This is a genomic window from Cryobacterium sp. RTC2.1, assembly GCF_035018685.1.
Taxonomy (GTDB): Bacteria; Actinomycetota; Actinomycetes; order Actinomycetales; family Microbacteriaceae; genus Cryobacterium; species Cryobacterium glucosi.
In genome coordinates, this window is the sequence record NZ_JASJXJ010000105.1 from 1 (window position 1) to 13,987 (window position 13,987).

Annotated in this window: 11 protein-coding genes and 1 pseudogene; 5 read left to right on the top strand and 7 right to left on the bottom strand. The window is 69.7% G+C overall.

What is annotated here, in order from left to right; translation table 11 throughout:
• A pseudogene (locus tag QN357_RS13055) lies at positions 1-732 on the bottom strand (hypothetical protein); the annotation flags it as partial.
• Positions 733-759: 27 nt separating this feature from the next.
• A complete protein-coding gene (locus tag QN357_RS13060; protein ID WP_323504982.1) occupies positions 760-2,943 on the bottom strand; it encodes a S9 family peptidase in 2,184 nt (727 codons plus the stop codon).
• An 87-nt stretch (positions 2,944-3,030) separates the two neighbouring features.
• On the opposite strand from QN357_RS13060, the gene QN357_RS13065 reads away from it, so the two are divergent.
• Positions 3,031-3,759 carry an HAD-IA family hydrolase gene (locus tag QN357_RS13065; protein WP_323504983.1) on the top strand — a complete coding sequence of 243 codons (729 nt, stop codon included), beginning with the start codon at positions 3,031-3,033 and terminating at the stop codon, positions 3,757-3,759.
• A gap of 20 nt (positions 3,760-3,779) precedes the next feature.
• Here the strand turns inward: QN357_RS13065 and QN357_RS13070 are convergent, their stop codons facing one another.
• Positions 3,780-4,166, bottom strand: a complete 387-nt coding sequence (locus tag QN357_RS13070) for a VOC family protein (RefSeq protein WP_323504984.1) — start codon at positions 4,164-4,166, stop codon at positions 3,780-3,782.
• A 113-nt stretch (positions 4,167-4,279) separates the two neighbouring features.
• On the opposite strand from QN357_RS13070, the gene QN357_RS13075 reads away from it, so the two are divergent.
• From QN357_RS13075 to QN357_RS13085, 3 genes are all read left to right on the top strand, one after another.
• Positions 4,280-5,584, top strand: coding sequence for an LCP family protein (locus QN357_RS13075; protein ID WP_323504985.1), 1,305 nt, complete (start codon positions 4,280-4,282; stop codon positions 5,582-5,584).
• Positions 5,585-5,741: 157 nt separating this feature from the next.
• Complete coding sequence (locus QN357_RS13080) at positions 5,742-6,554, top strand: TspO/MBR family protein (RefSeq protein ID WP_134559568.1); 813 nt, start codon at positions 5,742-5,744, stop codon at positions 6,552-6,554.
• Entirely contained in the window at positions 6,551-8,236 is a 1,686-nt protein-coding gene (locus QN357_RS13085) for a DHA2 family efflux MFS transporter permease subunit (RefSeq protein WP_134445917.1), read from the top strand. Before QN357_RS13080 ends, QN357_RS13085 begins: the two co-directional genes overlap by 4 nt.
• Positions 8,237-8,284: 48 nt before the next feature.
• On the opposite strand, the gene QN357_RS13090 is transcribed toward QN357_RS13085, so the two are convergent.
• Together QN357_RS13090 and QN357_RS13095 are read right to left on the bottom strand one after the other, a co-directional pair.
• Positions 8,285-9,214, bottom strand: coding sequence for an FHA domain-containing protein (locus QN357_RS13090; protein ID WP_134561494.1), 930 nt, complete (start codon positions 9,212-9,214; stop codon positions 8,285-8,287).
• 2 nt (positions 9,215-9,216) lie between these two features.
• Positions 9,217-9,492 carry a hypothetical protein gene (locus QN357_RS13095; RefSeq protein WP_370294617.1) on the bottom strand — a complete coding sequence of 92 codons (276 nt, stop codon included), beginning with the start codon at positions 9,490-9,492 and terminating at the stop codon, positions 9,217-9,219.
• Positions 9,493-9,710: 218 nt separating this feature from the next.
• Between QN357_RS13095 and QN357_RS13100 the strand changes: the two genes are divergently transcribed.
• A complete protein-coding gene (locus QN357_RS13100) occupies positions 9,711-13,313 on the top strand; it encodes a TM0106 family RecB-like putative nuclease (RefSeq protein ID WP_323504986.1) in 3,603 nt (1,200 codons plus the stop codon).
• Positions 13,314-13,385: 72 nt separating this feature from the next.
• On the opposite strand, the gene QN357_RS13105 is transcribed toward QN357_RS13100, so the two are convergent.
• Together QN357_RS13105 and QN357_RS13110 are read right to left on the bottom strand one after the other, a co-directional pair.
• A complete protein-coding gene (locus tag QN357_RS13105) occupies positions 13,386-13,664 on the bottom strand; it encodes an HPr family phosphocarrier protein (protein WP_134445914.1) in 279 nt (92 codons plus the stop codon).
• Between the two features lie 90 nt (positions 13,665-13,754).
• A partial coding sequence (locus QN357_RS13110; protein WP_323504987.1) for a putative PEP-binding protein occupies positions 13,755-13,987 on the bottom strand: 233 nt, incomplete at its 5' end.

Below are 13,987 nucleotides of genomic sequence, written 5' to 3' on the forward strand. Positions count from 1 at the left end.
GGTCGACGACGCGGGGGGTGTCTGCGCATAGACGTAGACGCCGTGGCTGCCGATCGCGCCGGCCTGGGCCGGGGGCTGCGCATCACCGTCGATCGTGAGTGTCGTGGTCAGGCGCAGGCCGGGCGCGCTTTCAGCAGGAGCCGTTGCCGCGGTCTCGGACGGGGATTGCGTCACGTCGAGTGCGACCACGGCTTCCGCCGCCACCGTGACGGTCGCGCCCTTCTTCGTGCCGACGAGCGCGATCCCGAGCCGGCGCGCTTCGCCGAGGTGGGCCCAGAGAAGGGAACTCTCGAAGTCGTCGAGGTAGAGCCAGTCGGCCTCCTGGCTCGTGTACACCCCGCGCACCGCGCGGTTCAGGGCCCAGAGCTCGCTGAGCCAGCGCTTGTGCTCGGGATTGAGGGCGAGCCGGTTCACGTGGAAGCTCAGCTGGTTCCATGTCACGCTGCCACGCACCCAGTTGCCACGCGCGTTCAGGACGACCGGGCGCACGCCGAGCCTGAGCGTGCCGTGGCCACCGCGGAGGCTCGTGACCGTCTGCGCCGTCGGCCCGCGCCAGCGTTCATCGGTGCGCGGGGTCAGCTCGCGCAGCTCGAACTGGAGTCCCATCGCCGTCGGGGCTGCGGTTCCCGGGGACGTCGCGGCGCTCCCCAGTGCTCCGGCGGGCGGTCCAGCGAGGCTCTGGGCGCGCATCCGCCACCCCGGCGCCGGTGCAAGGGGCCCGGTCTGCGACATTCCCCCATGCTCTCACGCTCCCGCAGCTCAGGGCAGCGGATGCACCCCGGCCGCATCGAGGATCCACGCGTTGTCGAAGGCGATTTCCCGCCAGCGGGCGTAGCGCCCGGACACCCCGCCGTGGCCGGCGGACATCTCGGTCTTGAGCAGGACATCCGCCCCGACCTCGCGCAGGTGCGCGACCCACTTCGCCGGTTCCACGTAGAGCACGCGGGTGTCGTTGAGGCTCGTGACCGCGAGGATCCGCGGGTAGTGCGTGTCTCGAACGTTCTCGACCGGTGAGTAGGACTTGATGTACGCGTAGACCTCCGGGTCGTGCAGCGGGTCTCCCCACTCGTCCCACTCGATGACCGTGAGCGGCAGCGAGGGGTCGAGGATCGACGTGAGCGGGTCGACGAACGGCACGCCGGCGAGGATGCCGGAGAACAGCTCGGGGGCGAGGTTCGCGACGGCGCCCATCAGCAGGCCGCCGGCGCTGCGGCCCTCGGCGACGAGCCGGTCGGGCGCGGTGAGCCCCGCATCGATCAGGTGATGTGCGCAGTCGATGAAATCGGTGAAGCTGTTGCGCTTCTCGAGCTCCTTGCCGTGCTCGTACCAGAGCCGGCCGAGTTCGCCGCCGCCGCGCACGTGCGCGATCGCGTAGACCAGTCCGCGGTCGAGCAGGCTGAGCCGGGCGATGCTGAAGGTCGGGTCGATGCTGATCTCGTAGGACCCATAGCCGTAGAGCAGGGTCGGCGCGGGTTCGCCGGGGGTGACCAGGTCACTCCGGTAGACGAGCGAGATCGGCACGCGGGTGCCGTCCGCGGCCGTCGCCCACTCGCGGCGCTGTTCGTACCTCGCCGGGTCGTACGCGCCGAGCACGGTCTGCTGCTTGAGCAGGCGGCGCTCGCCGGTCGCGACGACGAGGTCGTAGACGGTCGACGGGGTGACGAAGCTCGTGTAGCCGAACCGGATCGTCGGCTGCTCCCACTCGGGGTTCGCCCCTGTGCCTGCCGTGAAGAGCGGTTCGTCGAAGGCGAGCTCGGTGAACGTGAGCGGGCGGGCAGCGTCGGCGGTCGCAGCGGATGCCTCGGCCTCGGTCCCGAGCGACGCGATCGCCACCTGCGTCAAGCCGTCCCGCCGGTACTCGGCGATGACGAAGTCGCGAAACGCGTCGACGCCTTCGAGCCGGACGGATTCGTCGTGCGGCAGCAGCATCCGCCGGGGGCCGTGCGGGTCTCCGGCGGCGACGTCGACGAGTTCGAAGTTGACGGCCTGGTCGTTGTGCACGACGAGGAGCCGGTCCTCCCCGGCGAGGACGGCGTGCTCCACGTCGTACTCGACGCCGTCGCGGCGCTGCCAGACGATTGCGAACTCGCCGGTGGGATCGCTCGTGTCGAGCAGCCGGGTTTCGGTCGTCACGCTCGAGCCGGCCTCGATCAGCAGGTACTTGCGGCTGCGGGTCAGCCCGATGCCGACCCAGAACCGGTCGTCGGGTTCGTGGAAGACCTGCGCGTCGCTCGAGGGGTCTGTGCCGATCTCGTGCCGCCAGACGGTGTCGGGGCGCCAGGCCTCGTCGACGGTCGTGTAGAAGAGGTAGCGGCCACTCGGTTCGAACAGGGCGTCCTCGCCGGTATCGGTGATCTCGTCGGCGAGATTCTCGCCCGTCGTGAGGTCGCGCACCCGGATCGTGTACCGCTCGTCACCCTCGGTGTCGACGGCGTAGAGCAGCCGGGTGGCGTCTGCGCTCACGTCGAAGCTGCCGAGGGCGTAGAACTCGTGGCCGGCCGCCTCGGCGTTGTCGTCGAGCAGCACCTGCTCACCGGGGAGGCCTGCCCGGACGGTGCCGGACGTTCCGGCGTCGACGGCTTCGGGGTCCAGGATCGGCGGCGCCCAGTCGTCCGGGCCCGAGATCGGGGCGCGGCAGTGGATGCCGTATTCCTGGCCCTCCACCGTGCGGGTGTAGTACCACCACCGGCCCTCCCGCACGGGCACGCTGAGGTCGGTCTCGCGGGTGCGGGCCTTGATCTCGTCGAACAGCTGCTCCCGGAGCGGTGCGAGCCGCGCGGTGCGGGCATCCGTGTACGCGTTTTCGGCCTCGAGATGGGCGAGGACCTCCGGGCTTTCCTTGTCGCGCAACCACTCGTAGTCGTCGGTGAAGAGGTCGCTGTGGTGCAGGCGTTCGACGGGCTTCTTCGCGGCGAGGGGAGGGACGACGGCAGCTGTAGTCATGGTGTTCAGCGTACTGAGGCTGGAGACGAGGGAGAATTGGGGGAGTACCGAAGCCGGCTATCGCGGTTTCACGGAAGGAAACAGCACATGGAGCAGGGCCTCACCACCGCCGCAAGCATGACGGAGAGCAGCACGAGCACCAGCACGGATGGCGCAACAGGGCACGTTCTCCTCGGCCGGGTTTTCGATGCGGTCCTCTTCGATATGGACGGCACCCTGGTCGACTCGACGCGGGCCGTGAACCGGGCGTGGATGCGCTGGGGAGCCGAAGCGGGCCTCGGCCCGTCATTCACCGGGGCCGAACACGGGGTGCCCGCCCGGCAGATGGTCGCCAGGCTCGTTCCCGAGGACAAGATCGAGTGGTCGATCGGCCGGGTGCTCGAACTCGAACTCGACGACCTCGAGGGCATCGTGATTCTTCCCGGGGCCGCGGAACTGATGCAGAGCCTGCCGGAGGGCCGCCGCGCCATCGTCACCTCGTGCGCCCGTTCGTTGTGCCTCGCCCGGCTCGAGTCGGCCGGCTTCCCGGTGCCGGCGACCGTCGTGACGATCGACGACACTCCGCGCGGCAAGCCGTTCCCTGAGCCCTTCCTGGCTGCGGCCGCCCGGCTCGGCGCCGACCCGCGTCGCTGTGTCGTGGTCGAAGACGCGCCGGCGGGCCTCGAGGCGGGTCGCGCGGCCGGATGCCTGACGATCGGTGTCGCCGGAACGCACACCATGGACCAGCTCGACGCCGATCTCGTCGTGCCGAGCCTCGACCGCCTGCGGATCAGCGTCCGCGACAACGGCGTCGTCTTCGAGCTGCTCCCCGAGTAGCCCCTCGGGGCAGGGGCCCCTCAGGACTGGTAGATCTCGAGCGGCAGGCCGTCGGGGTCCCGGAAGAAGAACATCGCCTTGTGCGTGTTCGGGTCGACCCGCAGCTCCTCGCAGGCGACGCCCGTGCCGAGGAGCTCCGCGCGCGTGCCGGGAACGTCGTCGACCTCGAACGCGAGGTGGCGCAGGCCGAGCGCCTCCGGGCCGCTGCGCCGGGGCGGGGTGTCCGGGAACGAGAACAACTCGAGGATGTACTCGGCGTTCAGGGCGAGCTTGCCCATCCAGGAATCGCGCTCGGCCCGGAAGTACTCCGCCTCGAGCGTGCAGCCCACGACTTCGACGTAGAACCGCTTCGAACGCTCGTAGTCGCTCGCGATGATGGCGATGTGGTGAACCCGGTTGATCAGCATCCTCCCAGCCTGACACAGCCGTTTCTGTGAGTCTCATAGCCCGAGTCCAGAAAACACCCGGGACCGGCAACTATCGTGAAGATTCTGACCATGGAACGCAATAAGGGGTTTTGTTGACGAATCACAGACCCGAGGGTCGCGCGGACGCCCGCAGGCTCGCACGGGCGGCAACGCTCATCCGCCATCGGCGCCGACCGAGCCGCAGCCACACGATGCTGACCCTGATCAAGGCGCTTGCGCTCACGCTCGCCGTCGTCCTCGTGAGCGGCGTCTCCGTTGCGGCCATCGCGGTGAGCCAGTTCGCAACGAAGGTCTCCGCTAACGCGGTCGACATCTCCAACGGGGCGACCGACCTGCCCGCGATTCCCCAGCTCGGTTCCTTCGAGGGCGGCTTCAATGTCCTCGTCGTCGGGGTGGACAACTCCCTCACCCAGTCCGCAGCCTATGGCGACCGCACCGGCACCCTCAACGACGTCAACATTCTGCTGCACGTCTCCGCCGACCATAAGAGCGCGGTCGTGATCAGCATTCCCCGTGACCTCGTCGTCAACCAGCCGGCCTGCACGGACCCCGATACCGGGAAGGTGGCGAAGGCCGCGACGTCCACGGCCATGAACGCGTCCTTCGGACGGGGCGGCCTCGGCTGCGTGGTCTCGACCGTTTCGTCGCTGACCGGGCTGACCATTCCGTACGCGGGTCTGATCTCCTTCGAGGGCACGGTCGCGATGGCCGACGCCGTCGGGGGCGTCCCGGTCTGCCTCAACGACGCGATCAAGGACCCGTACACGGGACTCGACCTTCCCGCGGGAACGAGCGTCGTCTCCGGAACCGCCGCCCTCGCCTACCTGCGCAGCCGCCACGGCGTCGGCGACGGCAGCGACCTGTCCCGGATCTCCTCGCAGCAGGCCTACATGTCCTCGCTGATGCGCGTGATGAAGAGCAGCGCGACGCTCACCGACGTGTCGAAGCTGTCGGCCCTCGCGACGGCCGCGGGGACGAACCTGAAACTCTCCACGTCCCTCGCCAACATCCCGACCATGGTCGGCATGGCGCTCGCCCTGAAGGACATCGACCTGAACCAGCTCGTGTTCGTGCAATACCCGTCGGCGACCGACCCGCAGGACACCAACAAGCTGGTACCGTCGACCGCCCTCGCCAAGAAGCTGTTCGCCGCGGTCACGGCCGACCAGTCCTTCACCCTCGACGCCAAATCCCTCGGCAACAGCGCCGAACTCGACCCGACGGCTGCGCCGGCCGCAACGCCGACGCCGACCCCCACCCCCACTGCCTCGGCCACCGGTGCGGCAACGGGCACTCCGACGCCCGCGGCAACGGATGCAGCTGCTCCCGTCGAGATCGCCGGGCTGCGCGGCCAGACCGCGAGCCAGCAGACCTGCTCGATCGCCTTCAACTACTGATCCAGGGGCCCATCGAGCCGCTCCGAGCGCACTCCGCCGAGCGCACCCCGATGATTCGCGAACGAGGGATCACGGATCAGTGGACCCTGCGCTGTTCTTTCGCGCGCCCTGGTGCTAACGTCATCTTGTTCAGTTGACTTATATCTAGGAGAGTGAGATGAATTCTCGAGATCTCCGGCGGCAGGTCCTCGTCGTGATCGGCGCGCTCGTCGCCCTCGTCGGATCCTTCATCGGGTCAGGTGCCGCGGGCGGCACCCCCATCCAGAACGCCGCCGGCGGCGCGCTTGCCGCTGACGCGACCCTGATCGCCCCTGCCGTCCCCGCGTTCGCGATCTGGACGCCGATCTATCTCGGCCTGGTCGGGTACGCCATCTGGCAGTGCCTGCCGGCGCAGCGGAGCGATCCCCGTCAGCGTCTGCTCGGATACCCGGTCCTGGCGTCCCTGATCCTGAATGCCGCGTGGATCCTGAGCATCCAGTTCGACCAGCTGTGGCTCAGCGTGCCCGTCATCGTGGCCCTGCTCGCTGTCCTCGTCTGCACCTTCCGGCTCACCCTGGCCTCACGCCCGAAGAACCTCGTCGAAACGATCCTCCTCGACGGGACCATGGGCCTCTACCTCGGCTGGGTCTGTGTCGCGACCGCTGCGAACGTGACCGCCGTGCTCGTCGTCGCCGGCTTCACGGGCTTCGCGCTCGACCCTGACCTCTGGGCGGTCGCCGTCATCGCGGTCGCCACCGTCGTCGGCGGGTTGCTCGCGATCAGCGGTCACGGCAGGCTCGCCCCTGCGGCCTCCCTCGCCTGGGGGCTCGGTTGGCTCGCCGTCGCACGGCTCGGCGGAACACCGCCTTCCGTGCCCGCCGGTGTCGCGGCCATCGTCGGCGCCGTGCTCGTGATCGCCCTGACCGTCGGCGCGCGCCTGCGCATGGCGAAGCTTCCCGTCTCCCCGCCGACCCGAATGGTAATCGCATGACCGACCAGCACCCAGCCACCCCCACTGCCTCCGCCCGGGCTGAGTCCCCGCGCCGCCGGTGGGCCGGCCTCGTCTTCATCAGCATCGCCGTCGCGCTGATCATCGTCGACTCGACGATCATCAACGTCGCGATCCCCTCGATCGTACGGGACCTCGCGATCACGTCGACCCAGGTGCAGTGGGTCCAGGAAAGCTACACCCTCGTCTTCGCAGCCCTCCTGCTCGTCTTCGGCACACTGGCCGACCGGTACGGGCGCCGTCGCATCCTGATCCTCGGCGTCGTGCTGTTCGCCGCGGCATCCGTTCTCGCGGCCCTGGCGCAATCGGGCGACCTGCTGATCGGCGCCCGCCTGATCCAGGGCATCGGCGGCGCGATGGTGCTCCCGACCACCCTGTCGCTGATCAACGCGAACTTCCGCGGCCGCGACCGCGGCATCGCCTTCGCGATCTGGGGCTCCACGATCGGCGGCATGGTCGCGGTCGGGCCGCTCCTCGGCGGCTGGCTGACCACGTACTTCTCCTGGCGCTGGGCCTTCGGCATCAATGTGCCGCTCGGTGTGATCATCGTCATCGGTGTGCTCGTCTTCGTCTCCGAGTCGAAGGATGCCGGCGAACCCCGCAGGGTCGACGTCGTCGGCGCCGTGCTCTCGGTGCTCACGAGCGCCAGCCTCGTCTTCGGACTCATCGAGGGACGCAGCTACGGCTGGTGGCTGACGAACAAGCCCATGGTGATCGGCGGCTTCACCTGGCCGTATTCGATTTCCCCGATTCCGGTCGCCTTCGCGATCACCCTCCTCGCCGGCGCGGCGTTCATCCTGTGGGGCCTCTCCCGGCAGCGCGCAGGCAAGACCACCCTGCTCGCATTCTCACTGTTCCGGATCGCTTCATTCCGCAACGGGAATATCGCGGCGCTGATCGTGTCTCTCGGAGAGTTCGGCATCATTCTGTCCCTGCCGCTCTGGCTGCAGAACGTGCTCGGCTACGACGCGCTCCAGACCGGGTTCGTGCTGCTCGCGCTCGCGATCGGCTCCTTCGTCGCGAGCGGATTCGCCGGCGCATACGGCAACCGGGTGTCACCGGAAACGATCGTGCGGGTCGGAATCGTCCTGGAGATCCTCGGCGTCGCGGGGCTCGGCCTGGTGATCACGGCGGACGCCAGCTGGCTCGCGATCGTGCCGTTTCTCTTCGTCTACGGGATGGGTGTCGGCCTCGCGACCGCCCAGCTGACCGGAGTCGTGCTCAAGGACGTTCCGGTCGAAAAGAGCGGACAAGGGTCCGGCACCTCCTCGACGGCGCGGCAGATCGGCTCCGCGCTCGGCATCGCGGTGCTCGGCACCGTGCTGTTCACCTCGGTCGGCGCCTCGCTGGACGCGAAACTCGCGGACGTGCCCGGGCTGCCGGAGTCTGCGCGCACCCAGGTCGTCGACGCGGTCGTCGACAGTGCCGGAGCGGCGATCCCCGCCCTCGAAGCACAGAGCCCCGCCGTGGCCACGGCCGCGCGCGACGCCTTCAGCGAGGGCACCCGGTACTCCGCGTTCGCGGCCGCCGGATTCCTTGTCCTCGGCCTGCTCGCGACGCTGCGGCTCTCGGGCACGACGCCGCACCGCGACGGACGTGAGCCAGAAGCGGATGCCGGCGGAGAGGCATCCGCCGCCGTCACCACGGCGGGCGAGCCGGTCTAGCACAGCGGACGCCGGGGCAGCGGCCGCCTCAACGCCGGGTCTCCGCGGCTAGGAGACCGGCGGCCCTGGTGTGGCCGGTGGCGGCTTCGCTGCGCTCCTGCGAGCGGGCTGCGGCTTCTGGTACGCCAGTTCCCCGCCCACCCTGCCGCCGTACGGACGACCGTGATCGGCGAATTCCTCGCGGAAGAACGCCATCCGCCACGGCCCGAGTTCGATGCGCGCGCCGGTGCGCAGAATCCGGCCCCCCTCTGACGGACGACTTCCGTCGATGCCCTGGGACTCCGTTCCCGGCGTGACGGGCCCGAGGGGAAAGAACACGTACTCGTCGTTCTGATCATGCCGGATCTCGGCGTGGATCGGGGAGAGACCGTCGAGCCTCAGATCGGCGTCCGGGCTCGATCCGATCGTCGTGGTCTCCGGCATGAGGTCGAATTGGCGGGGCGGCGTGCCGTCCCAGTTTTCCGACCCGACGACGAAGATCAGTCGGGGACGCCCGGATCCGCGGGTGTAGTGCGTGGTCGTCACGGTACGCCGGATGCGGCGGTCGAGCGTCGGTACCAGGGGGAAGAGGGTGGAGGGCGGCAAGGTCACGACCGGTGCCGGTTCTGCCCCGCCGGCGCGCCTGCGACGCCGCAGCAGCGGCGCCAGCGCCGCCCGGCTGCCGAGGGCGACATGCGCGGACCCGGTCAGGAGGCGCTGCAGCCGTTGAGCCGGGATCGCACCGAGCCGGACCACCAGCCCGTTCGGACCGCTCAGCGAGACCGAGAGCCCCCGTTCGGCCAGGTCTGCCGCGAGGGTACGGATCTCCTTGAGAGTGATCGTCCTCGTCTGCAGGAAGAGCTCTGGCCGGCTCGCGAAGATCTCGACGTCGGTGCCGGCGGCGGTGATCGTTCCCTGCATCCGTTCGCCGCCGTGCTGGCCGTCCGGCTCGGCAAGGGAGAAGGCGAGATCGATGTCCAGACGGGTGGTCGTTGCCATGGTCAGTGGGCGAGGGACTCGGCGGTCGGGCCTTCGCTCGTCGTGACGCGGAGGGTCCCGTTCAGCTTCCATGTCGCCCGCGGGGCGTCCGGTCCGATGTCCCGGGGGACTTCGACGGCCATGTCGATGAAGGTGTAGTTGATCACGGCGCTCTTGCCGGTCAGGTACGACCACATCTCTTTCCCGAGGTCGGTCCAGTCCTGGATGATGTGGCCGTCGGGGCCCGTCGCCGTTCCGGCCGTGTCGTCGCTCGTGCTCGTGCTGGTGGTTTCGCTCACGGTGTGTCCTTCTGATTTCGTCGATGAGGATGCGGAGTCCGACGTCGAGGAAACCCTCCGGGGCACCCCGTGAGGGGGAAGCCCGGCCACGTCAACACTGCCGTTGGGTCGAGGCTAGTGGGCGACTTCGCGCAGCGGGGGATTCCACAGCCTGCTCACAGCACCCGTACGTCGGTGGCTTCGGTTAGCCTCGGGGCAGATCCTTTCGGGAGGCCGCCGTGTTCCTGCTTGACCCTGTCACCGTCGTGTACTCGGCGAGCGACCTGAGCGAGGCCGCGGTCTGCGAGTGGGCCGTGATGCGCCGGCTCGACGCCCGCCTCGGGCGGATCGACCCGGTTCCGGACCCCGCGGACGCCATGCTCGCGCGCACCGCGGAACTCGGCGACGCCCACGAACTGCGGATGCTGAACCGGCTCCGTTCGACCGGGCCCGTCGTCGAGATCGAGCGTCCGGCCCGCGCCGAGCGCGCTGCGATCCTCGAAGCCGCCCGGCTGAGTGCCGAGGCCCTCCGAGCCGGCGCCGCGGTGGTGTTCCAGGCCGCCTTCTTCGACGGGCGTTTCCTCGGGTACGCGGATTTCATCATCCGCTTGCCGGAGCAGGGCGATTCGGCGGAAAGCGCCGCGGCGGGGCCGAGCTATGAGGTCTACGACACGAAACTGGCCCGCTCGGCCAAGGTGACCGCGCTGCTGCAACTCGCGGCGTACAGCGACCAGTTGGAACGCCTCGGTATCCGCACCGGCGACCGGGTGCACCTCCTTCTCGGCGACGGGCGCACGAGTTCGCACAGGCTGGCCGACATCCTTCCGGTGTACCGGGCCAGGCGGGCCAGGCTCGAGGGCCTGATCGACGAACGCCTCGCCGACGCCGCGCCGACCCCCTGGGGCGACGCCCGGTACGTCGCCTGCGGACGCTGCGCGGTCTGTGAGGAGCAGGTGCAACTGCACCGGGACGTGCTCCTGGTCGCCCGGCTGCGGCTCTCGCAGCGTGCCCGCCTGCGCGCTGCGGGGATCGGGACGATCGAGGAGCTCGCCGCATCTGCGGGGCCCGTCGCCGGGATCACCGATTCGACGCTCGCGACCCTGCGCGCACAGGCCAGTCTTCAGCTCGACCCGCACCCCGGCCGACCGCTCGCCTGGCAGGTGACCAATCCGCCGGCGCTCGCCGCACTTCCGCGGCCGAGCCAGGGGGATATCTTCTTCGACTTCGAGGGCGATCCCCTGTACCAGGAGGGAGCGGACGACGCCTCAGCCGGCACCGTGGTGTGGGGCCTCGACTACCTGTTCGGCCTCGTGGAACCCGACGACACCTTCCGCGCCTTCTGGGCGCACAGCCACGCCGAGGAACGCCAGGCCCTCATCGGCTTCCTCGCCTACGTGCACGAACGACGGGAACGGTACCCCGACCTGCACATCTACCATTACGCCCCCTACGAGCGCACCCACCTGCTCAGCCTCGCCGCGCGGCACGGCGTCGGAGAGGACACCGTCGACGACCTGCTCCGCAACCACGTGCTCGTCGACCTGTACCCGATCGTGCGGCAGGGCCTCCGGGTCGGCAGCCGCAGCTACTCGCTCAAGAAGCTCGAGCCGCTGTACATGGGGGAGGAGGCCAGGGAGGGCGTCGACAACGCCGCAGACTCGATCGCCGAGTACGCGCACGCGGGCGAGCTCCTCGCCGCCGGCGAGGCGGATGCCGCTGCGGCCGTCCTCGAGGACATCGCGCGGTACAACGCCTACGACTGCCGGTCGACGCGGCGGCTGCGGGACTGGCTCCTCGACCGGGCCGCGGACAACGGTGCCGTCGACAACGGTGCGTTCGACGACGGTGCCGCCGGACGCCTCGGTGCCTCGGGCGATGCCGGCGTCGCGGCTCGTGCCGGCGAGCTCGCGATAGCGGTCCCCGAGCGGGAACCCGACCCGGTCTACCTCGAACTGACGGCCCTGCTCGAACAGGTGCCGCCGACCGGCCGCACGAGCGACGAGACCGCGCTCGCCCTCGCGGCCGCGGCCATCGACTACCATCGCCGCGAACAGAAATCGTTCTGGTGGGACCACTTCGCCAGGCTCGCGTCGCCCCTCGAGGACTGGTCGGACACCAGGGACGTCTTCTCGGTCGTGCGGGCCACCGTCGAGATCGGCTGGCACCGCGAGGGCAGGCAGGTCCTCGACCGGCGCCTGCTCCGGCTCGCGGGCACCCCGGCGCCCGGAAGCTCGCTCAAAGCAGGGCAACAGCCGTTCCTCGTCTACGACCCGCCGTATCCGCCGATCCGGCGGAGCGACGAGCCGGGCGCCCGCACCGCCCACAACAAGGCGACCATCGTGCAGGTGGGCGACGACGGCGGATTCGGCGGCACCATCGACGACGGCGTCCTCGATGGCGGTGCCCTCGACGACGGCGTGATCTTCGTCGACGAGATCCTCGAACGCGACGCGCCCCACCACGACGCGCTCCCTGTCGCCGTCACTCCGGGGACTCCGCCGCAGCCCGGCAGCCAGGTCGGCGCGATCTCCCAGTGGGGCAGGGCCGTGCTGTCCGCATGGCCGCTGCCGCTCGCGGATGCCGCGTTCGACATCCTGCGCCGGGTGCCGCCGCGACTGCGCGGGGGCGCCACCCTGCCTGTCGTTACCGCAGGAGACACCCCGGGCGCCATCCGCGATGCCGTGCTGGCCCTCGATCACTCCTACCTTGCCGTCCAGGGCCCGCCCGGAACCGGGAAGACCTTCGTCGGCTCGCGGGTGATCGCCGACCTCGTGGTCCGGCACGGCTGGAAAATCGGCGTCGTCGCGCAGTCGCATGCGGCCGTCGAGAACATGCTGCGGGCGGTGGTCGAGGCGGGCGCCGGAGTCGGGCTCGACCCGGACCGCGTCGGCAAACGGCCGAAGAAGGGCGAAGAAGGCACTGCCGTTCCGTGGCTCGCCCTCGATGTCAAGGGTCTCGCCGCTTTCACCGGCCGGTCGGACGGCTGGGTACTCGGCGGGACGGCCTGGGACTTCAGCAACGCCGACCGGATCCCGCGCGGCTCCCTCGACCTGCTCGTGATCGACGAGGCCGGGCAGTACTCCCTCGCGAGCACGATTGCCGCGGCCGTCTCGGCGGAGCGGCTGCTGCTTCTCGGCGACCCGCAGCAGTTGCCGCAGGTCAGCCAGGGCACGCACCCCGAGCCCGTCGACCTCTCCGCGCTCGCCTGGCTCACGGACGGGCATCGGGTGCTCCCCGCCGAGCTCGGGTATTTCCTCGCGACGAGCTGGCGGATGCACCCGGCCGTCTGCGCTCCTGTTTCGGCGCTCTCCTACGAGGGCAAACTCCGCTCGCACCCCTCCGACCGCGCCCTGGCCGGAGTGGAACCAGGGCTGCATCCCGTTCCGGTGCGCCACACGGACAACGCGACCTCGTCGATCGAAGAAGCGGATGTCGTGGTCGGGCTCGTCCGCGACGCCATCGGCCGGCCGTGGACATCCGCCGGGCGAACGGTCCCGCTCGGGGAGGCGGACGTGATCGTGGTCGCTCCGTACAACGCCCAGGTCGCCCTGATCAGGGAACGACTCCGGGCGGTCGGCCTCTCCTCGGTCCCGGTCGGCACGGTCGACAAATTCCAGGGCAGGGAGGCCGCGGTCGCGATCGTCTCGCTCGCGGCGTCGTCCGCGGAGGAGGTGCCGCGCGGCCTCGAATTCCTGCTGCTCGCGAACCGGCTCAACGTCGCCATCTCGCGCGCGCAGTGGGCGGCGTGGCTCGTCTACTCGCCCGCGCTCACGGACTCGCTGCCGCACAGCGTCGAGGCGCTAGCCCAGTTGAGCGCTTTCATCACACTCGTCGGCTCGTAGACCAGCGACGAGCACACAAAAAAGGAAGCACCCCCGACTACCGAGGGTGCTTCCTGTTGTTCCGGTGGAGTATTACTCGGCGTCGAGGTCCGTCTCGAGGATCTTGACGAGGGCTTCGAGCGCCTCGTCGGCTCCGTCGCCTTCCGCGCGCAGCACGACGACGTCGCCGTTGGCCGCACCGAGACTCATCAGGCTCAGGATGCTCGAGGCGTCCATGGCGTCTTCAGCAGGCTCGCCCTCCATCGCGATGGTGACCTCGATCGGCAGTTCGCCGACGGCGGCCGCAAAAATGGACGCGGGACGGGCATGCAGGCCGACTCGGCTGGCAATGGTGGCTGTGCGTTCGGACATAATTCCTCCTGGTTGATACTCGACGACGGTCGTGCTCGACGATACTGCGGGCTGACTGGAGTGGTGCGGGGAGCGGTTACGCGTGTGCGGTTACAGACCCAACTCTTCAAGTATGGGCAATCCGGCGCGCACGCGCTTGCGGGCCTCGGTCGGATTCGGCGCGGACACCGCGAGGACCGCGAGCTTCTTGGCATCGTCGAGGGTGACGGACTTCAGCACGGCTCCGACAGCGGAGAGCGAACGGGAGGTCATCGACAGGGTTGCGACCCCGAGTCCGACGAGCACGACGGCGAGCACGGGGTCGGCTGCGGCCTCGCCGCAGA